We start from the raw sequence: 19,862 nt of genomic DNA on the forward strand, positions 1-19,862 counted from the left end.
GCCGGGGCCGGTCGCCCGGAGAGGCGCGGCGGTGGCGCGATCCTCGCGCCACCCGTCCCCGGTTCGGGGGAGGAGTGGCGCGAGGCGCGGCCTACGCCTCCGCGGTGCGGTGCAGGGCGCGGACCGAGACGACCCGGCGTCGGGCGATCGCGGCGACGGTGAGCAGCAGGCCGAACAGCAGCCAGATCACCAGGCCGACGACGGCGCCGGCCGTGCCGTCGGTGCCCTCGACCACTCCGGACAGCGCGTTCTGCGCCGCCGAGAGCGGCAGGAACCCGAGCACGTCGTCGAACAGCCCGGGGACCGTCGAGATGATGCCCGCGCCGAGCGCGATCACCGCCGCGACCATCGCGAGGAAGCGGCCGATCCCTCCGAGCAGGGCGACCAGCCCCTGGTTCACCGCGGCGAACGAGGCGCCGGTGAGCATCGCCAGGAGGGCGAAGCCGACCCAGCGGCCCGGCTCCAGGCCCGCGACCCCGCTCATCACGATCGCGACCGCGAGTCCCTGCACCACGCCGATCACGAGCGCAGGCACGTAGGAGGAGAGGGCGAGCGCCGCGGAGGAGCGGGTCGAGGAGAGTGCACGGTGCGAGAACGCCGCGAGCACCAGGAACGTCGCGAGGGCGCCCAGCCAGAGGGCGATCGTCGCGAAGAACGGGACGCTGGAGGCTCCGAACAGGTCGGTCGCGCTGCTCGCGTTCTCGACCGGGTCCGAGACGACGTCGGCGAGGTTCGTCGACTCCGACTCGGTGTAGGTCGGGAGCTGCGCGACCGCGGCGTCGAGGCCGGTCGCGAGCGTGCGGGTGCCGTCGGCGAGCTGCACGGCGCCGTCCGAGACCCCGCTCGCGCCGTCGGCGAGCTGGTCGGCGCCGTCGGCGGCGGAGGAGGCTCCCGCGGCGAGGTCGGCGGCGCCGCCCGCGGCCGTGGTCGCGCCGGTCGCGAGGTCGCGGGCACCGGCCGCGGCGGTGGTGGCGCCGGTCGCGAGCTGCGCCGACCCGGCCGCCGTGGTGTCGAGGCCGTCGGCGAGCTGGGACGCTCCGCCCGCGGCGTCGTCCGCGCCGTCGGCGAGCTGCGTCAGGCCGCCGGACAGCTGTCCGATGCCCCCCGAGAGAGTGCGCGCGCCGGTGGCGGACTGCCCGACCGCGTCGATCAGCGAGGGCTGCCCGTCGCCGCCGAGGCGGATGCCCGCGTCGATCCCGGCGACGGCTCCCGCGGTCGTCGTGGCGAGGGTGGTCGCGCCGGTGGGTCCGTCCGCCGAGGCGATGACGGCGCGCGCGGCGAGGCACTGCGTCGTCTCGCAGCCCTCGAGCGCGGCGCTGAGCGCCTCGAAGGTCCCCGCAGTGGCGGCGGCGGCGCCGGCGCTGAGGGCGGCGACCTGCTGGGTCCCGTCGCCGGTCCTCACCACTCCCTCCCTCAGCTGGTCGAGCCCGTCGGCCAGGTCGGAGGCGCCGCCCTGCAGCGCGGTCGCCCCGGTCGCCGAGTCCCGGGCGCCCGTCGCGAGCTGTCCCACTCCGCCGGAGAGGCCGCGCGCACCGGTGGCCAGCTGCGCGACTCCGCCGGACAGATCGGAGGCCCCGGTGCCCAGCTGCCCCACGCCGTCGGCGAGGGACGAGGCTCCGGTGCCGATCTGCCCGACGCCGTCCGAGAGCGAGGAGGCGCCGGTGGCGAGCTCGTCGATCCCGTCGGCGAGGCTGCTCGTGCCGTCGGCGAGGGTCGAGGCGCCGGTGCCGAGCTGGTCGGCGCCGTCGGCGAGCGTGCCCGCGCCCTCGGCCGCCTGGCCGATCTGCTCGTTGAGGGTGTTGAAGCCGACGTAGACGTTCTCGAGGTAGGCCGTGGTCAGCTGCGTGTTGAGCAGCGACGTGGCGGTGCTGGTCACGGTGGCCGAGATGGCGTCGTCGACGAGCTTGGCCTTCTCGCTGGTGGCGATGTCGATGGTCGCCTTCGTCGCCTCCGCGGCGTCGCCGGAGTACGAGGTGGCGGCGGCGGAGAAGGAGGAGGGGATCGTCACGACGGTCGCGTAGCTGCCGTCGGCGAGGCCCTTGGCGGCGTCGTCCTTGTCCGTGAGGACCCAGGTGAAGTTGCCCGTCGAGTCCGAGCCGGAGACGTTGGGCACCGGGGTCGTGCTCGCGGACGGCGTCGCGCTCGCCGAGGGGGTGGAGGAGGGGGCGTCCGAGCTCGCGGAGTCGGTGCCGCCCGTCACCAGGCCGGCCGCGAGCTGGCGCCCGAGCGGCACGGTCTGCCCGTTGATCTCGACCGGGGTGTCCTCGTTGACCACGGCGGCCGTGATCGTGTCGAGGCGCTCGGTCGGGTTCCAGAGCGCCCACACCAGGAGGCCGCCGATGACGAGGGGGACCAGGACGATCCCGAGAAGGGTCAGCCAGGACACCTTCTTGACGCCGCGGGGGCGTTCGAGGGAGAGGAGAGCCATCTGTCAGAGGACCTTTGCGATCGCGCGGCGCTCGGCCGCGGGCGAGACCGCGAGCACGCCGCGGTCGGAGGGGAGGAGGTCGTCGAGCGCCTCGGCGTCGACGGAGGAGGCGACCACGGTGAACGCGTCGTCGGCGGCGCGGGCGGCGTCGAGCTCGGCCCGGATCGCGCCGCGCAGCTGCGGGTCGGTGACCGTGTCGAGGTCGTCGAGCACCAGGATCGGCGGAGCCGACTCCAGGGCCGACCGGACGTCGGCGACGGGGTCGGCGGCTCCGGCGAGGCGCACCAGCCCGACCCGGCCGCGCACGGCGGCGGAGCGGATCGGCACGACCAGGCCCGCGACCTTCAGGCGCCCGGAGTCGGGGGCGAGCCGACCGGCGATGCTCAGCAGCAGCGCGGTGCGGCCGGAGCGGTGCGGCCCGTGGACCACGAGGGAGGAGCCGGGAGCGACCCGCAGCGAGACGCCGCTGTAGACGGGACCGTCGGGTCCGTCGAGGCGGAGGTCCTCGGCCGCGATCACGTCCGTGGATCCGGGCTCCGGCCAGTCGGCCAGCGCGAGCTCCTTCGTGAGGCCCTCGCCCTCGACGTCGAAGGACGGGAGGATGCGGTCGAGCCAGCGCGGCATGTGCCAGGCGCGGTCGCCGAGCAGGTGCAGCACGGCGGGCACCAGCGTCATCCGCACGATGAACGCGTCGACGAAAACGCCCACGGCGAGCCCGAGCGCGATCGGCTTGATGTTGGTGTCCCCCTCCGGCACGAAGGCGGCGAAGACCGAGAACATGATGACCGCGGCGGCCGTGACCACCTTGGCCGAGCCGACGAAGCCCGACTCGACAGCGGCGCGCGCCGGCCTCCCGTGCACGTAGTCCTCGCGCATCCGCGAGACCAGGAACACCTCGTAGTCCATCGCGAGGCCGAAGAGCACGCCCATCAGGATGATCGGCATGAAGCTGATGATCGGGCCCGTCTTGTCGACGTGCAGAGCGTCCGAGAACCATCCCCACTCGAACACCGCCGCCACGGCGCCGAAGGACGCACCGACCGACAGCAGGTAGCCCAGCGTCGCCTTGATCGGCACCCAGAGCGAGCGGAACACCATCGTCAGCAGCACCAGCGACAGGCCCACGACGAGCAGGCCGAACGGCAGCAGGGCCTTGGCGAGAGTGTCCGAGATGTCGATCCCGACCGCGGTCTGGCCGGTCACTGCGAGGTCGACGCCGTACTCCTGCTGGAAGTAGTCGTGCTTGTCGCGGATCTCGGCGACCAGCGCCTTGGTGGCCTCGGAGTCGGGGCCGCCCTCGGGAATGACCTGGATGATGCCGGTGTCGGCGGTCTCGTTGGGCGTCGCGAGCGGCACCGAGGCGACTCCGTCGAGCTTCTCGATCTCGCCCTTGAGGTCGTCCATCAGGCCGAGCGGATCGGTCGAGCCGATGATCGTGCCGGTGACGATGAGCGGGCCGTTGTAGCCGGCGCCGAAGTTCTCGGCGAGCAGGTCGTAGGTGGTGCGCGCGGGAGTGCCCTCGGCCTGGTAGCCGGCGTCCGGCAGGGCGAGGCGGAGGCTGAGCGCCGGGATGCTCGCGACGCCGAGCACGCCGATCACCGCGATGATCGTCACGATCGGGAAGCGCGTGACGACCCGGACCCAGCCGCGGAAGAACCCGCGCGGGACCTCGGCGTGCACGTGGCCGCCGGGGGAGGCGGTCGCCGCCTCCTCGTGCGCCTCGGTGTCGACGTGGGTGCCCGCGGCGGCGGCCTTCGCGGCCTTCTTCTTCGCGCGGCGCTCCTTCGGGCGCAGCCGCGCGCCGGCGAAGCCGAGGAGGGCGGGGGTCAGGGTGAGCGCGATGACCACGGCGATCGCGACTCCGCCCGCCGCTGCGACGCCCATCGTGGTGAGGAACGGGATGCCCGCGACCGAGAGGCCGACGAGCGCGATGATCACGGTCAGGCCCGCGAAGACGACGGCGGAGCCCGCGGTCGCGGTCGCCCGCGCGGTCGACTCCTCCGGGTCCATGCCCTGCTTCAGCTGGTCCTGGTGGCGGCTGATGATGAAGAGGGCGTAGTCGATCCCGACCGCCAGGCCCAGCATCAGCGCCAGGAGCGGCGTGGTCGAGGAGATCGAGGCGAAGCGGGTGGCGATGAAGATGGCCGACATCGAGAGGGCGACGCCGAGCAGTGCGGTGACCAGCGGCATGCCGGCGGCCAGGAACGAGCCGAAGGTGAGCACGAGGACGACGAGGGCGACCACGAGGCCGATCGCCTCCGTGATGGTCACGCCGGGGAGGTTCTGGGCGAAGAGATCGCCGCCGAGCGAGACCACGGAGCCGGCGGGCAGCGCGTCCTGGAGGGTCGTCGCCTCGGCCTTCAGCGCGTCGCGGCTCTCGGGGCTCGTGGTGGTGGCGGAGCCGTCCATCTGCGCGGTGACGACGAGAGCGTTCCCAGCGTCGGAGATCGTGCCGGACACGCTGTCGGAGTAGGGGTCCGTGACGGCCGCGACCTCGTCGACGTCGCCGAGCGCGGCGACCGCGTCGCTGACCGGGCCCTTCACGTCGGCGTCCTGGACGCTGCCTCCGTCGGGCGCGACGACCACGTACCGCGCGGACGTGCCGCTGACCTGGGGGAAGGTGCGCTCGAGCTGGTCGAGGGCGGTCTGCGACTGCGTGCCCGGGATGGAGAACGTGTTGTCGGTGCCCTGGTTGAGCAGCAGCGCTCCTCCTCCGCCCGCCACCACGATCAGCAGCCACAGGACGGCGACGAGGCGGTGGGCGCGGTACACGCGACGACCGAGACGGTAGAGCAGCGACGACACGCGGTCTCCTGACGATGGGTGGGGAGGGTGGCGATACGTCTCTGTACCAGGGCGGAGCCGGGCTCCGATACACGAGCGTATCCGATACAGGACCGTATTCGATACGTGAATGTATCGGATAAGGTGAACGGCGTCGAAGGTGTTGACAGGGCGGGCAGGAGGCTGGTGATGACGGCGATCGACTCCACCCCTCCCGAGACCTCCCGCCGAGGCCGCACCCGCGAGCGCCTGCTCGACGCGGCCTACGACGTCTTCGCCGAGACCGGCGTGCACAGCGCGTCCGTCGAGCAGATCTGCGAGCGCGCCGGGTTCTCGCGCGGCGCCTTCTACTCCAACTTCTCCACCAAGGAGGAGCTGTTCTTCGCGCTCATGGAGCGGGAGAACGGCGCCCGGGTGACCGCCCTCGTCGAGCAGATGGACCGTACGATCCCGCGCGTCGTCTCGGCCGACGAGCCGCTGACGGCCGAGACGCTGGCCGTGGTCATCCTCGACTTCCTCCAGGGTCCTGCCACCGACAACCGCCGCTGGTGCGTGGTCGAGTCGGAGTTCGAGCTGCTCGCGCTCCGCGACCCGCGGATCGCTCCGCAGTACCGCGACTTCCGCGCCGGCTTCGACGCCTCGCTCGTGCAGATCGTGCACGGGGCGCTGCGCCAGGTGCGCCGCGAGTTCTCCCTCGAGCCCACGACCGCCGTGCGCCTGCTGGTGGCGGGCTACGACGACGCGGTCAAGCAGTCGATCCTCGAGGACGAGTCGGAGCCCGAGTCGCTCGAGCGCCTGCGGGCGACGCTGACGGCGATCGTCCTCGCGATCTCGTCCGCCGACGCCTGAGCCGGGCCGGCTCTCGCGACGGCGGCCGCCGTACCCGCCGGCCGAGTCCGCACCCGGCGGCCGAGCGGCCGCTGGGGAGTGCCGGGTCCGGTCCCCGCTCCTCCGCCCGCGCGACGAGGATGGACCCATGGAACTGCGTCAGCTCGAACACTTCCTCGCCGTCGCGAAGGAGCAGCACTTCACCCGCGCCGCGAGCGCCCTGCAGATCTCGCAGTCGGGCCTCTCGGCGTCGATCCGTGCGCTCGAGAGCGAGCTGGGCAGCCCCCTCTTCACCCGCAGCACGCGCCGGGTCGAGCTGACGCCGGCCGGCCGGGCGATGCTCGCGGAGTCGGAGCGCTCGGTCGCCAGCGCGCTCGCCGCCCGCGACGCGGTTCTCGCCGTGCAGGGGGTGCTCCGCGGGAGCCTCGCGGTCGGCACGGAGGAGTGCCTCGGCGGCGTGCACCTGCCGCGCGAGCTCGCGACCTTCCGCGAGCAGCACCCGGGAGTCGCGCTCCGGCTGATCCACGAGGGGTCCGGCACGCTGCTCGACTCCGTCGCCGCCGGCCGCCTCGACCTGGCGCTGGTCGCCGACATCGGAGCCGTGCCGGGCGGCGTGCGGACGATGCCGCTGGCGAGCGAGGGCTTCGCGGTGCTCGTGCGCCCGGGTCACCCGCTCGCGAGCCGCGTCGGCTGCCGCATCCCGGACCTGGCGGGCGAGACGATCGTGGGGCTGCAGGAGCACTGGGCGGCGAGTCACCTCGCGGCGCGGGCGTTCGCGGCGCACGGTCTCGCGTTCGAGGTCGAGCTCGAGGTGAACGACGTGCACACGCTGCTCGACCTGGTCGAGTACGGCATGGGGATCGCGGTCGTGCCGGCGCACTTCGCCGAGAAGCGCCCGGCCGGGCTGCGGGCGGTGGCGCTCGCCGATCCGCTCCTGGTGTGGCGGACGATGGTGGCGGTGCCGGAACGGCCGAGCGCCGCGGCCCGCGCGTTCGTCTCGGCCCTCCCGCAGCCGCTGCAGGACGCGGTCTGAGTCGGATCGCGCTCGCAATGGAGGAGGGACCAGCGCCGAGATCCCGCGATCCGCGCCGGACCGGTGCCTCGACCGGATCCCTCCTCCGTCATGAACGGGCTCAGTCGAGCGAGGCCAGCTCCTCGGGCGTGAGCTCCAGGTCGGCCGCCGTCGCGGAGTCGCGGATGCTCTCGGGGCGGGAGGCGCCCGGGATCGGCAGCACGACCGGGGCCTTCGCCAGCTCCCAGGCGAGGCAGACGACCTGCGGCGTCACGCCGCGGGCCTCGGCGACCGCCGCGAACGCGGAGTAGCGCGAGCCGAGCTCGCCCGCCGAGGAGATGCCGCCGAGCGGGCTCCACGGCAGGAACGCAAGTCCCAGCTCGGCGCAGAGCTCGAGCTCCGGCTCGCTGGAGCGGAACGACGGCGAGAACTGGTTCTGCACCGAGACCAGGCGCTCGCCGAGGATGCCGTGCGCCTCGCGGATCTGGTCAGGGTCGGCGTTAGAGATGCCCGCTCGGAGGACGACGCCCTCGTCGAGCAGCTCGGCCAGCGCTCCGATCGAGTCGGCGTAGGGGACCGCCGGGTCGGGCCGGTGGTACTGGTAGAGGCCGATCGCGTCGACGCCGAGGCGCTTCGCGGACGCGCGGGCCGCCTCCTTGAGGTACTCGGGGCGGCCGTCCTGGTCCCAGGGGCCGGGCTCGCGCCGCAGGTGGCCGCCCTTGGTGGCGACGAGCACGGCGGAGGTGTCGCCGCCGTAGCTGCGCAGCGCCTCCGCGATCAGCAGCTCGTTGTGGCCGAGGTCGTCCTGGGTGGCGAGGTGGTAGGCGTCGGCCGTGTCGATCAGGGTCACGCCGGCGTCGAGGGCGGCGTGGATCGTGGCGATCGAGCGCTCGCGGTCCGGGCGGCCCTCGATCGACATCGGCATGCCGCCGAGTCCGATCGCGCCGACCTGGAGGTCGCCGAGAGTGCGCTGCTTCATGAATGCTCCTTCGCAGTGGGGTGGGTGGTCACCAGGCGTAGTCCTCGGGGGCTGTCCGGTGGCCGGGGAAGATCTCGTCGAGGCGCGCGAGGGCCTCGGCGTCGAGGGTGATGTCGACGGCGGCGACGGCGCTCTCGAGCTGCTCGAGCGTCCGCGGCCCGGTGATCGGACCGGTGACGGCGGGCTGGTGGAGGAGCCACGCCAGCGCCAGCTCGCCGGGCGCCTCGCCGCGCTCGCGGGCGAACGCCTCCCACTGCTCGAGCGCGGGACGGTGCTCCTCGATCGCGGCGAGGGTGCGCTCGGAGGAGCGGCGCCCGCCCTCCGCGGTCTTCTCGAGCACGCCGCCCAGCAGTCCGCCCTGCAGCGGCGACCAGGGGATGACGCCGAGCCCGTAGTGCAGCGCGGCGGGCAGGACCTCGCGCTCGACGTCGCGGACGAGCAGGTTGTAGATCGACTGCTCGGAGGCGAGGCCGGTGAAGTGGCGGGCGCGCGCCGCCTCCTGCGCCTGGGCGAGGTGCCAGCCGGCGAAGTTGCTGGAGCCGACGTAGAGGACCTTGCCCTGCTGGACGGCGACCTCCATCGCCTGCCAGATCTCGTCCCAGGGCGTCGTCCGGTCGACGTGGTGGAACTGGTAGAGGTCGATGTGGTCCGTCTGCAGGCGGCGGAGGCTCTCGTCGAGCGCGCGGCGCAGGGTGAGCGCCGAGAGGCGGCCGCCGTTGGGCCAGGAGTCGCGGCCGCGCTCGGCTCCGGGAGCGGCGAACTCGCCCATGTCGCCGAAGACCTTGGTCGCGAGGACGGTGCGCTCGCGGCGCTCGCCGCCCTGCGCGAACCAGCGGCCCACGATCTCCTCGGTGGCGCCGCGGCCGGCCTCGCCTCCGTAGACGTTGGCGGTGTCGAAGAAGTTGACGCCGAGCTCGTGCGCGCGGTCCATGATCGCGAACGAGTCGGACTCCTCGGTCTGCATGCCGAAGTTCATGGTGCCGAGGACGGCGCGGGAGACGGACAGGCCGGTGCGGCCGAGGTGCGTGTACTGCATGGTCCCAGTCGACTCCGGTTCGGGCCGCGTGTCCAACAGGTGCTCGGCATGGGTGCGATCGACGGGGGAGGTCAATCGGGGGCGCGCCGTCCAGGGGCCACCCCGCGCCCCGCCTCGGGCCTGCGCGTCGGCCGGGTCCAGCGGCCTCGACCGGATCGCCCGCAGCCCGCTGGGCGCGGTGGCGCCCGGCCGCCCGGGTGCCGGGTTAGAGTCGCGGAATGGTCCGGACGACGCAGCGCCTCGTGATCGCCCTCTCCGCCGTGGTCCTGCTCGCCGGCTGCACGGCGGAGGCGACGAGCCCCGCCGCCCCACCCGCCGAGCCGACCGCCTCCACCGCACCGCCCGCCGCCGGAGCCGAGTCCACGCCGCGGCCGGTGCCGAGCGCCTCGACCACTCCCGCACCCGTCGAGGACGTCTCGGGCGAGTGCGTCGTCCAGGCGCTCGACGAGGGGACGCTCGACGGCGTCGACCTCGAGCGCGTGCGCGACCGCGGCACCCGCGTCGGCGCGACCGGGACGGCGAGCACCGCCTCCGACGGCGCCCCGGCCTCCTACCTGGTGGCAGCGGGCGACATCAGCGAGCGGATCGCGGACCGGTTCTGCATCAGCTCCGACTACCTCTCCGCGCTGAACTCGGTGCGCCGCGACGGCGTCGACATCGACAGCCTGTACGGCGGCGACACCCTCAACCTCCGCCCGACGACCGTCCTGAGCGTCGGCGACCAGAACGGCCGCGTCCTCGACAACGCCGAGCCCGACGACCTCCCCGCGCAGACCGGCTGACGCCGCTGACGCCCGCCGCCACTCCTCCCGCCTCGCAGCAGCACGCGACCACCGCGGAAGGCGCGGATCCGACGGCACGTGCGCGGCGCTCAGCCCAGGACGCCGATCAGGACCGCCGACACGGCGACGGTCGCCGCGAGCCCGGTCGTCCGCGAGCGGCGGCGCGCCGGGTCCTCGAACCACGGCAGCCCGTCCCAGCGCAGCACGGCGCCGGCCGCCCCGGCCGCGGTGAGAGCCACCAGCGCGGCCCAGGGGAGCAGCGTCAGCGCCGACCAGTCGACGAGCGCCCGCCCGAGCAGCAGCACGGCGACGGCCTCGACGCCGCGGGCGAGCGTCCGGACGCGGTCGCGGTCGAGGAGCCCGGCCGCCCGGCGCCGGGGGACGCTCCCCAGAGCGAAGCGGCCGACGGTGAACGCGACGACGAGCAGGACGAGGATCGAGGCGATCATCACGACTCCTCCCCGGCGCGCTCCAGCAGGCGCAGGCCGAGCTCGTCGACCGAGCTCGCCGTGTCCCCGTTGACGAACACGGCCACGCCGCGCTCCCGGTCCATCGCGAGCATCGTCGAGTAGCCGGAGGTCCCTCCGTTGTGCCAGGTGACGGATCCGCCGTCCTCCGACTCCGAGGTGAACCAGCCGAGGCCGATCCGCGCCCCGTCGGCGTCGAATCGGGGATCCAGGACGCTCGCCGCGGGCACGCCCAGCGCGGGGTCGTCGGTGAGGAGGGCCTGCGCGTAGCGGGCCATGTCCGCCGCCGTGGAGCGGACGCCGCCCGCCGGCGCGTAGCCCGCCATCGTCCACGCGTCGACGGACCGCCCGCTCGCCGAGAAGCCGGTCGGCGCGTCGGCGGGGAGGGCGTCCGCGGTCTCCGGGACGGAGGTCGCGGACATCCCGAGCGGAGCGAGGACGCGCTCGCGGAGGAGGTCGGCGTAATCGCGGCCCTCGGCGCGGGCGAGCGTCTGGCCCAGCACCGCCGCACCGAGGTTCGAGTAGGCGTGCACGTGCTCGCCCTGGTCCGCCTCGGCGGCCTGCCGGAGGACGTCGTCGGCCGACCAGCCCGCGTAGGGGTCCGTGCCGCGCAGCTGGGCGACCAGCGTCGAGGCGAGGTCGCCGACACCGGTGGGGAGGCGCGGCAGGCCGGAGCGGTGGGTCGCCAGCTCCTCGAGCGTCCCGGTGAAGCCGCCGACGTCGGCGTGCTCCGCGGCGGGGTCCTCGAGCCCGACGGTCCCGTCGGCGACGCTCCGGGCGAGGAGGAGCGCGGTCATCGTCTTGGTGACCGATCCGATCTCGACCTCGGTCCGCTCGTCGGCTCCGAGTCCGCCGTAGCGCACGCCGTCGGGCGTGATCACGGCGGCGACGAGGTGGTTCCGCGCGCCGTCTCCGACGTCGGTCCGGAGCCACTCGGCGATCTCGGCGTCGCCCGTCGCCTCGGTCGAGAGGGTGGGAGCGGAGGGGCGGAGCAGCACTCCGCCGAGCAGGACGACGGCCGCGGCGGAGGCGGCGGCGAGGGCGAGGCGGCGGCGGGTCATCGGGGTCCTCCGGAGGCGAGCAGGATCACGAGCAGGGGGACGAGGCGCTCCGGCGGGACGCCGTAGCGGCCGCGGCCGCGCGCCTCCAGCCAGCCGGCGGCGACCAGCTGATTGACGTGGTGGTAGATCTGTCCGGTGGTACCCGCGCCCTCGCTCTCGGCGAGCTGCGCGACGGTCTCGACTCCGCCGGCCACCGCCTGCAGGAACCGCAGGCGCACGGGGCTGCCCAGCGCGGCGAGCGCGGTCGGCCCGGGGCTCGCTCCCCAGTCGCGCTCGAAGAACGCGTCGGTGCTGAGGCCGTACTGCCACTCGACGGGGCCGGCCGGAGTGGCGACCGAGCCGGCGAAGACGACTCCGCCGGGAGAGGGCAGGCGCTCGCGGAGAGCGGTCAGGGCCCAGAGCGGATCGTCGGCGGCGGGCGCGGCGGGGGTGTCGGCGCGCTCGAGGCGGTCCAGCCGCGCTCGGAGCTCGTCGACCTCGCCGGCGAGGTCTCGGGAGGAGGTCATGGCTCCACTATTGCAATTATTCCGTAATCACGGAACTCCGGAGCGGAGCCGGTACCGCAGAAGTCGCGGTGGTCCAGCTCGACCACCGCGACTCCTGCGGACTCGGATCGCCCGGAGGCTCAGCCGAAGTGGCGCGGCAGCACGGCGCCGTTCACCGAGCGCAGCTCGTCCAGCGGCAGCGTGAAGAGGCCCTGCACCTCGACCGCGGGGGTCGCCGCGTCGGTCACGCCGATGCGCAGCACCGGGTAGCCCCGGCCCTCGCAGAGCCCGCGGAACTTCACGTCGTCCTCGCGCGGCACCGACACGAGCACGCGGCCGGTCGACTCCGAGAACAGCGCGGCCGTCGCGTCGACGCCGTCGCGCTCCATCAGTTCGTCGAGCCAGATGCGGGCCCCGACGCCGAAGCGCAGCGCCGACTCGGCCAGCGCCACCACGAGCCCGCCGTCGGCGAGGTCGTGAGCGGAGGCGATGAGCGACTCCTTCGCGCCCGCCGAGATCAGCTCGGCCAGCGCGCGCTCGGCGGCCAGGTCGAGCTGCGGGGGCAGCCCGCCGAGGTGGTCGTGGATGGTGCCGGCCCACGCGGAGCCGTCGAGCTCGTCGCGGGTGGTGCCGAGGAGGTAGAGGTTGTCGCCCTCGTCCTGCCAGCCGGAGGGGATGCGGCGCGCGACGTCGTCGATCACGCCGAGGACGCCGACGACGGGGGTCGGGAAGATCGGCACGTCGCCGGTCTGGTTGTAGAACGAGACGTTGCCGCCGGTGACGGGGATCTCGAGCTCGAGGCAGGCGTCGGCGAGCGCGCCCACGGCCTCGCGGAACTGCCACATCACCTCGGGGTTCTCGGGGCTGCCGAAGTTGAGGCAGTCCGAGACGGCGACCGGGGTCGCTCCGGTGACGGCGACGTTGCGGAACGCCTCGGCCAGCGCCAGGCGGGCGCCCTGCGCCGGGTCGAGCTGGCACCAGCGCCCGTTCGCGTCGGTCGCGACCGCGAAGCCGAGGCCCGACTCCTCGTCGACGCGGACCATGCCGCCGTCGTCCGGGTAGCTGAGCGCGGTGTTGCCCAGCACGTAGCGGTCGTACTGCGAGGTGATCCAGCTCTTGTCGGCGAGGTTCGCCGAGCCCAGGAGCGCCAGGGTCTCGGCGCGCAGCGCGTCGCCGCCGGTCGAGCGGGGCAGGCGGGAGGAGGAGTCGGCCTGCAGCGCGTCGAGCCAGGAGGGGTACTCGATCGGGCGCTCGTAGACCGGGCCGTCGACCGCGACGGTGCGCGGGTCGACGTTGACGATCTCCTCGCCGTGCCAGTTGATGATGAGGCGGCCGGAGTCGGTGACCTCGCCGAGCACGCTGGTCTCGACGTCCCACTTGCCGACGACCTCGAGGAACGCGTCGAGCTTCTCGGGCGTGACGACGGCCATCATCCGCTCCTGCGACTCCGACATGAGGATCTCCTCCGCCGTGAGCGAGGGGTCGCGCAGCAGCACCGAGTCGAGCTCGATGAACATGCCGCCGTCGCCGTTGGAGGCCAGCTCCGAGGTGGCGCAGGAGATGCCCGCGGCGCCCAGGTCCTGGATGCCCTCGACGAGGTCCTTGCGGAACAGCTCGAGGCAGCACTCGATGAGCACCTTCTCGGCGAACGGGTCGCCGACCTGCACCGCGGGGCGCTTGGTCGGTCCGCCGTCGGCGAAGGTGTCGGAGGCGAGGATCGACGCGCCGCCGATGCCGTCGCCTCCGGTGCGCGCCCCGAAGAGCACGACCTTGTTGCCGACACCGCGGGCGTTCGCGAGGTGCAGGTCCTCGTGGCGGAGGACGCCGACGGCCAGCGCGTTGACGAGCGGGTTGCCCTGGTAGACCGAGTCGAAGTAGGTCTCGCCGCCGATGTTCGGCAGGCCGAGGCAGTTGCCGTAGAAGGAGATGCCGGCCACGATGCCGTGGACCACGCGCGCGGTGTCGGGGTCGTCGATCGCCCCGAAGCGCAGCGCGTCCATGACCGCGACCGGCCGGGCGCCCATCGAGATGATGTCGCGGACGATGCCGCCGACCCCCGTCGCCGCACCCTGGAAGGGCTCGATGTAGCTCGGGTGGTTGTGGCTCTCGATCTTGAAGGTGACGGCCCAGCCCTCGCCGACGTCGACCACTCCGGCGTTCTCGCCCATGCCGACCATGAGGTTCTTCTTCATGGCGGGGGAGACCTTCTGCCCGAACTGGCGGAGGTACATCTTCGACGACTTGTAGGAGCAGTGCTCGCTCCACATCACCGAGTACATCGCGAGCTCGCCGCTCGTGGGGCGGCGGCCGAGGATCTCGCGGATGCTCGCGTACTCGTCGGGCTTGAGTCCGAGGGCCGCGTAGGGCTGCTCCCGCTCGGGCGTCGCCTCCGCGTTCGCAGTGGTGTCGGGAACGGCGGTGCGGCTGTCTGCCATGTGCTGGAGGCTCCAGGGGAGGGGGACGGGATGCGCGTCGATCCTACCCGCCGCGGTCGCCGGGGCCCGGGCCCTCCGGTGGAGCGGTGCGGGCACCGGCGCCTAGGATCGGGCGGGTGAAGCGGGCGGCTCTGATCGGGACCGTGCTGTGGGGGCTCTACCAGTGCTTCGGGAACCTCGGAGCGGCGAACATCTCGTCGGACGAGCCCGTGTACCTCGCCGCGGGCTGGGACTACCTGCACGGCGACGTGAGCGCGAACCTCGAGCATCCGCCGACGGCGAAGTACCTGATCGGGCTCGCGCAGGTGCTGCTCGGCGAGGGGCTGCTCGCGGGCAGGATCGCCGCCGGCGCGGCCGCATTCCTCACCGGGGTGGTGCTCTGGCTCTGGTTCCGGCGCGAGCTCGGCCCGACGCTCGCGCTCGTCCCGGCCGGCCTGTTCCTCCTCCTCCCGCGCACCGCCGTGGGCGCCGGCACCCGGATCGACCGCCTCGCGCTCCTGGAGCCGTTCATGGTGCTCTTCGCCGTCGCGGCGATGGCGGCGGCGTGGACCTGGTCGCGCGCCTCGCCGGGCAGGCGGAGCGGCTGGCTGATCGCGCTGGCCGGTGCGCTGCTGGCGCTGTCGGTCACCTCGAAGCTGACCACCGCGGTCCTCGCGCCCGTGCTCCTGCTGCCGCTGCTGTGGTCGGGGAGCAGGGCCCGGGCTCTGCGGGGCGGCCTCGCCCTCTCCGTCGCGTTCGTCGTCACCGGGGTGCTCGCCTACCTGCCGGTGCACCCGGTCGAGGCGATCCGGTACCTGCTCGAGTTCCAGTCCGAGCACAACGCCGACGGCCACCTGATCGAGGTCGCCGGGACCGCGTACGTCTTCCCTCCGTGGTGGGCGAACCTCTGGTTCATGGTCGTCGGCATCGGGCCGGCGGCGCTCGCCGTGCTGCTCCTCGGGACCCTGCTGGCCCTGCTCGCTCCGCGGCGCCGTGCGCTGGTGCTCTACCTGGGCGCCGCGACGCTGCTCCTCCTCGTGTTCCACCTGGCGATCAGCTCGGTCGCGCTGCCGCACTACTACGCGGCGTGGGCGTGGCTCCTCTGCGCGCTGGCGGGCATCGGCATCGCGGAGGCGCTGCGCGGCGGGATCGTGTTGCCCGCACCCCTCGCCCGCGGCGCCGGCGCGGTGCTGCTGGCCGCCTCCCTCGTGATCGCGATCGCCACCTCAGCGGGGATCGCCCAGGAGCGGCCGACCGGGATCGCGCGGGTGGCCGACGTGCTGCGCGAGCGCGGCCTCGACGGCGGACTTGTCCTCGCGCAGGGCATGTCCTCGGGCGTCTACGTGCCCTACATCGGCGACCGGGTGACGACCGATCCGTCGTCCGCCGGGATCGTCGCCATCGCGATCGAGCGGTCGGCGCGCTTCCCCGTCGATCCGCGCGTGTCCGCCTACCTCGAGTCGGCGCGGCCCGAGACGGTGCGGCTCGACGACCTCACCCTCGTGCTGGTCGACGGACCGCTGCCGTGACCGCTCACTTCGAGCGGCAGGCCCCCGGATCGACGGCGTCCGTCAGCGAGGCGGCCTGCTCGACCACGGGAGTGAGGACCGAGAGCGGGATGGCGTAGCCGACGTTGTCGACGGAGGCGGCCTTGCCGAAGACGACGCCCGACACGGTGCCCTCGAGGGAGAGCAGCGGGCCGCCCGAGTTGCCCTGGTTGACGACGGCGGCGAGGGTCAGCACCTCCCGTGAGGTCGGTGCTCCGTCGACCATCAGCGAGACCGTGGCGTCGGAGGAGATCTCGGCCGAGCCGAGGGTCAGCGGGCCGCCGAAGGGGTAGCCCGCGACCACGGCGTCGTCCCCGGCGGCGACGGCGTCGTCGAGCGGGAGCGGAGAGGCGTCGAGCCCGTCGACGGCGATCACGGCGAGGTCGGCGGCCGGGTCCAGGTAGACGACGCGGCCGGTGCGCGGGGCCTCACCCGGCGCCTCGACGACCGGCTGCGAGACTCCGCCGACCACGTGCGCGTTGGTGATCACGCGGTCGTCCGAGACGACGAAGCCGCTGCCCGTCACTCCGACGTCGCAGGCCCAGGCCGTGCCGGAGACGCGCACGACCGAGCGGGTGGCGGCGGCGACCTCCGGGTCGTCGGTCGAGACGTCCGGGATCGCGGGCGCCTGGGTGGGAGCGTCGAGCGCCTCGACGACCCAGGACGTGCCCTCGTCGACCACGGTCGACTGCAGCTGGGCGAGGAAGGCGCGGACGGGGGAGGGGGTGAGGTCGTCGATCGTGCGGATGACCGTCGATCCGGCGACCGAGGTCGTGACGAGGGGGACGCCGAGGAGGGAGACGGCCGAGGTGACGGCGATCCAGACCAGGCCGGAGATCGCGACGCCGGCGACGCCGCCGGCGAGCCGGTCGAGCAGGCCGAGCTTCACGCGGTCGGCTCCGCGGCCGATGACCGCGCCGAGCGTCGCTCCGATCGCGTAGCCGACGCCCAGCAGCAGCACGGCGGTGCCGATCACGGCGAGCAGGCGCCACTCGCTGCCGGCCGTCCACGACGAGACGGCGGGCACGGCGAACGAGGCGCCGATCGCGCCTGCGACGATCCCGGCGAGACCGCCGAGGGTCCGGAGCAGGCCGCGCCGCAGACCGTCGACGAGCGCGCCGATGAGGCTCAGCACGACGATGACGTCGACGATCACGGATGCACCCACGCGGAACTCCTGCCGGTGTCGGGGACGGGTCCTCCAGCATGACCGACGCGGGATGCGCGGACGCCCGGAGGCGGCTGGCAGTCCGCGGCGGCCGCGGATGCGCGAGGGCGGCGGCGGCACGGGAGTCGGACACCGCCGGCCGCGCGCTGCCGCCGAGAGGGCGGTGCCCCCTGGAGGGCGGTGCCCCCTAGAAGAACGAGATGCAGTACGGCGTCGCGATCGGCGCGAACAGGCGGTCCATCCGCCCCGCCTCGCCCGTGACGCGCGCGAGCCCGGCCTTCGCCAGGATCGACGGCCGCACCGAGCCCAGCAGCAGCGAGCCCAGGTCGGCCACGTCCAGCGCGAGCTCGGCCTCGTCCCCGGTGCGCTCCACGGTGGCGGAGCCGCCCGAGGCGGTGAGGCGGTAGCGGCCGTCGGCGAGCCCGAGCCCGTCGGCCACCTCGACGACGACCGAGCCGTCAGCGGTCCACGGCCGGGCCGAGAACGCGGCGGCGACGTCGAGGATCCGCAGCCAGATCAGGTCGCCCACGTGGCTCACCTGCACCACGCGCGCGTCGCTGAGCGCCCAGGTCAGCGGATCGTCCACCGGCGCCATGTCCCAGGTCACTGCGGAGGCGAGGTCGACCGCGCCGAGGTAGCCCCAGAGCGCGAGGTAGGCGTCGGCGCCGGGGGCGACGAGGTCGACGATCTCGAGGGTCTTGTCGTCCTCGGGCCCGACCGCGCGGTAGGTCACGAAGCCGTCGAGCGTCCCCTCCTCGTCGAGGTGGACGGCCGAGCGGACGTCGAGGCCGGGCGTGGTCTCGCCGGACGCGGTGCCGACGGAGTTCGCCTCGTAGCGCGACTGGCGGGTCAGCGAGCCGGGGGTCGACGCCTGGAACGCGGCGAACACCGCGGGGATGCGCGGCTGCAGCCAGCTCGTCGCGACCACCTCGACGCGGCCGGCGGGCTCGGTCTGCAGGCCGAAGCGCGGCCCGGTGTCGACGCGGATGGAGCGGGTGAAGGCCGAGCGGCCGAAGCCGAACCGGCGGTAGATGGAGGCCTCGCTCGCCGTGAGCGCGGCGACCGGGGTGCCGGCCTCCTTCGCCAGGCGCAGGTCCTCGGTGATCATCGCGCGCAGGATGCCGCGGCGCCGGTGCGTGGGCCGCACGGTCACCTGCGACACCAGGTGCGCCGGCAGCTCGCGTCCGCCGCCGACCTGCAGGGCCCCGGGGAACGCCGCGTAGGTGCCGACCGGCACGCCCGCGCCGTCGAGTCCCTCGGGGGCGGAGGAGTCGACGACCGCGGTGAGCACGCGCTGATCGGCGACCATGTGCTCGGCCCAGTCGCGCAGCTTCTCCGGCGTGAACTCCTTCTCGTGGAAGCCCGCGTTGATCGCGGTGGCCCACGCGGCGGTGGCGGCATCGGGACCGCCCTCGTCGTTCAGGGCGGCGGGGAAGCGGCGGAGGTCGAGACCGGTGAGAGGCATCCGTCCAGCCTATTCACCCGGGGTGCGCGGGGGCTGAACCGGTGCGCGAACGGTCACCGCGACGGGCGCGCCCGTAACGCGGACCGCCGTCAGAGCACGGTCCACCGCTTCTCGAGCGCCGCGTCCACCGCCTCCGCGAGCTCGTCCAGCCGCCGGGAGTCGAGGCGCCCCGGGTCCGCGGCCGCCCGGATCCGCCCGCTCATCGCCGCGATCGCCGAGCGCCGCCGCGGCAGGGTCGCGGTGAACGCGCAGTCGCGCAGCAGCACCAGCAGCTCGCCCGCCCGGCCCTGCGCCTCCGCGAGGACCTCGAGCCGCCGCTCGAACGGCGACTCCGGGACCGTCACGCGCAGGAACCCGTCCGGATCCTGGAACGCCGCCGGCGGATCCGGGACCCGCGCGAGCAGCGCCAGAGCGGCGCCCAGCTCGTCCAGACCGCCCTCGTGCGCCAGCTCCCGCAGCCGCGAGTCCAGGTCCTCGGCCGGCCCCGCCCCGAGCTCCACCGTCCGCAGCACGAGCGCGTCGAGCCGGCGCTCCTCTTCCTCGCCCGGGACCGACGGAGTCGCCGACCACCACGAGAGCACCGGAGTCGCGGCCACCGCGTGCTCGCCGATCCGCCGCTCCAGCGCGATCAGCAGGTCCTCCCGCGCGGCGAGCGCCACCAGCGCGTCCACGTCGACGTGGAGCAGGGTGCCCGAGGCGGGCGGCGCCACCAGCCGGCGTCCGGAGGGAGGGACGGTCTCCGCCCGCGTCCTCGCCCCGGGTCCGCGCTCGCTCGCCCGCAGGATCTCCTCCTCGAGGGTCCGCCGGGGTCGTCGTCGTCCGCTTCCGCGCGCCATGCCGTCACGCTACCGTCGGCCGCATGACCCGGTTCCTCGCCCTCCTCCGCGGAGTGAACGTCAACGGCCGCACCGTCCGCAGCGCCGAGCTCGCCGAGACGGTCGCCGGGATCGGCGTGGACCGGGTGCGGACGGTCCTCGCGAGCGGCAACGCGGCCTTCGACTCCGACCGCCCGGCCGCCGAGCTGAAGCCCGCGCTCGAGGCGGCGCTCGCCGAGCGGTTCGGCTACGACGCCTGGATCGTGCTCGTGACGCAGGAGGCGCTCGCCGCGGTGCTCACCGCCTACCCGTTCCCGCGGATCGACGAGGAGGCGCATCCGTACGTCGTCTTCGGCTCGGACGAGGAGGCGCTCGACGCCGCGCAGGCCGCGATCGGCGAGCCGGATCCGGCGGTCGAGCTCGTCGCCCGGGGTGCCGGTGTCCTCTACTGGCGCTGCCCGCGCGGCTCCTCGACGGACACTCCGGTCGCGCGGATCCTCGCCCGCTCCGCCTACCGCTCGAGCACCACGACCCGGAACCTGCGCACCGTCGAGAGGCTCGCGACGGCCTGACGTCCGCGGCCGTGGCAGG

The 19,862-nt window shown here is 74.1% G+C and carries 16 protein-coding genes; 5 read left to right on the forward strand and 11 right to left on the reverse strand.

Annotation, left to right across the window (positions count from 1 at the left end):
* Positions 1–91 precede the first annotated feature (91 nt).
* Both C5C33_RS11515 and C5C33_RS11520 read right to left on the reverse strand, forming a co-directional pair.
* A complete protein-coding gene (locus C5C33_RS11515) occupies positions 92–2,428 on the reverse strand; it encodes a YhgE/Pip domain-containing protein (protein WP_104261173.1) in 2,337 nt (778 codons plus the stop codon).
* 3 nt (positions 2,429–2,431) lie between these two features.
* Entirely contained in the window at positions 2,432–5,233 is a 2,802-nt protein-coding gene (locus tag C5C33_RS11520) for an MMPL family transporter (protein WP_104261174.1), read from the reverse strand.
* 168 nt (positions 5,234–5,401) lie between these two features.
* On the opposite strand from C5C33_RS11520, the gene C5C33_RS11525 reads away from it, so the two are divergent.
* Together C5C33_RS11525 and C5C33_RS11530 are read left to right on the forward strand one after the other, a co-directional pair.
* The gene (locus C5C33_RS11525; protein ID WP_104225692.1) at positions 5,402–6,061 is read left to right on the forward strand and encodes a TetR/AcrR family transcriptional regulator; all 660 of its coding nucleotides are present in this window, start codon (positions 5,402–5,404) and stop codon (positions 6,059–6,061) included.
* A 127-nt stretch (positions 6,062–6,188) separates the two neighbouring features.
* Positions 6,189–7,073: a LysR family transcriptional regulator gene (locus C5C33_RS11530; RefSeq protein WP_104222755.1), complete on the forward strand. Its 885-nt coding sequence runs from the start codon at positions 6,189–6,191 to the stop codon at positions 7,071–7,073.
* A gap of 100 nt (positions 7,074–7,173) precedes the next feature.
* Here C5C33_RS11530 and C5C33_RS11535 read toward each other — a convergent pair whose 3' ends face one another.
* Entirely contained in the window at positions 7,174–8,031 is an 858-nt protein-coding gene (locus tag C5C33_RS11535) for an aldo/keto reductase (RefSeq protein WP_104239446.1), read from the reverse strand.
* Between the two features lie 28 nt (positions 8,032–8,059).
* Positions 8,060–9,067 carry an aldo/keto reductase gene (locus C5C33_RS11540; RefSeq protein WP_104261175.1) on the reverse strand — a complete coding sequence of 336 codons (1,008 nt, stop codon included), beginning with the start codon at positions 9,065–9,067 and terminating at the stop codon, positions 8,060–8,062.
* A 218-nt stretch (positions 9,068–9,285) separates the two neighbouring features.
* Here C5C33_RS11540 and C5C33_RS11545 point away from each other — a divergent pair, with 218 nt between their 5' ends.
* Positions 9,286–9,849, forward strand: a complete 564-nt coding sequence (locus C5C33_RS11545; protein WP_104261176.1) for a hypothetical protein — start codon at positions 9,286–9,288, stop codon at positions 9,847–9,849.
* A gap of 89 nt (positions 9,850–9,938) precedes the next feature.
* Here the strand turns inward: C5C33_RS11545 and C5C33_RS11550 are convergent, their stop codons facing one another.
* From C5C33_RS11550 to purL, 4 genes are all read right to left on the reverse strand, one after another.
* Positions 9,939–10,298, reverse strand: coding sequence for a hypothetical protein (locus C5C33_RS11550; protein ID WP_104261177.1), 360 nt, complete (start codon positions 10,296–10,298; stop codon positions 9,939–9,941).
* Positions 10,298–11,377 (reverse strand): serine hydrolase, encoded by a 1,080-nt coding sequence (locus tag C5C33_RS11555; RefSeq protein ID WP_104261178.1) that lies wholly within the window; start codon positions 11,375–11,377, stop codon positions 10,298–10,300. Before C5C33_RS11555 ends, C5C33_RS11550 begins: the two co-directional genes overlap by 1 nt.
* Positions 11,374–11,883, reverse strand: a complete 510-nt coding sequence (locus C5C33_RS11560) for a helix-turn-helix transcriptional regulator (protein WP_104222749.1) — start codon at positions 11,881–11,883, stop codon at positions 11,374–11,376. The genes C5C33_RS11555 and C5C33_RS11560 overlap by 4 nt, the downstream gene beginning before the upstream one ends.
* Positions 11,884–12,002: 119 nt before the next feature.
* Entirely contained in the window at positions 12,003–14,297 is a 2,295-nt protein-coding gene (gene purL, locus C5C33_RS11565) for a phosphoribosylformylglycinamidine synthase subunit PurL (RefSeq protein ID WP_104261179.1), read from the reverse strand.
* A gap of 116 nt (positions 14,298–14,413) precedes the next feature.
* On the opposite strand from purL, the gene C5C33_RS11570 reads away from it, so the two are divergent.
* Positions 14,414–15,805: a glycosyltransferase family 39 protein gene (locus tag C5C33_RS11570; protein ID WP_181133898.1), complete on the forward strand. Its 1,392-nt coding sequence runs from the start codon at positions 14,414–14,416 to the stop codon at positions 15,803–15,805.
* Positions 15,806–15,809: 4 nt separating this feature from the next.
* On the opposite strand, the gene C5C33_RS11575 is transcribed toward C5C33_RS11570, so the two are convergent.
* The 3 genes from C5C33_RS11575 to C5C33_RS11585 all read right to left on the reverse strand — a co-directional run bounded on the left by C5C33_RS11575 (position 15,810) and on the right by C5C33_RS11585 (position 19,292).
* Entirely contained in the window at positions 15,810–16,991 is a 1,182-nt protein-coding gene (locus C5C33_RS11575) for a MarP family serine protease (RefSeq protein ID WP_244230541.1), read from the reverse strand.
* A gap of 187 nt (positions 16,992–17,178) precedes the next feature.
* Positions 17,179–18,456 (reverse strand): GNAT family N-acetyltransferase, encoded by a 1,278-nt coding sequence (locus tag C5C33_RS11580; protein ID WP_104261181.1) that lies wholly within the window; start codon positions 18,454–18,456, stop codon positions 17,179–17,181.
* An 89-nt stretch (positions 18,457–18,545) separates the two neighbouring features.
* Positions 18,546–19,292, reverse strand: coding sequence for a DUF2254 family protein (locus C5C33_RS11585; RefSeq protein WP_104261182.1), 747 nt, complete (start codon positions 19,290–19,292; stop codon positions 18,546–18,548).
* Between the two features lie 23 nt (positions 19,293–19,315).
* On the opposite strand from C5C33_RS11585, the gene C5C33_RS11590 reads away from it, so the two are divergent.
* Positions 19,316–19,843, forward strand: coding sequence for a DUF1697 domain-containing protein (locus C5C33_RS11590; protein ID WP_104250654.1), 528 nt, complete (start codon positions 19,316–19,318; stop codon positions 19,841–19,843).
* Positions 19,844–19,862 lie beyond the last annotated feature (19 nt).

The organism is Rathayibacter sp. AY1H3 (assembly GCF_002932015.1).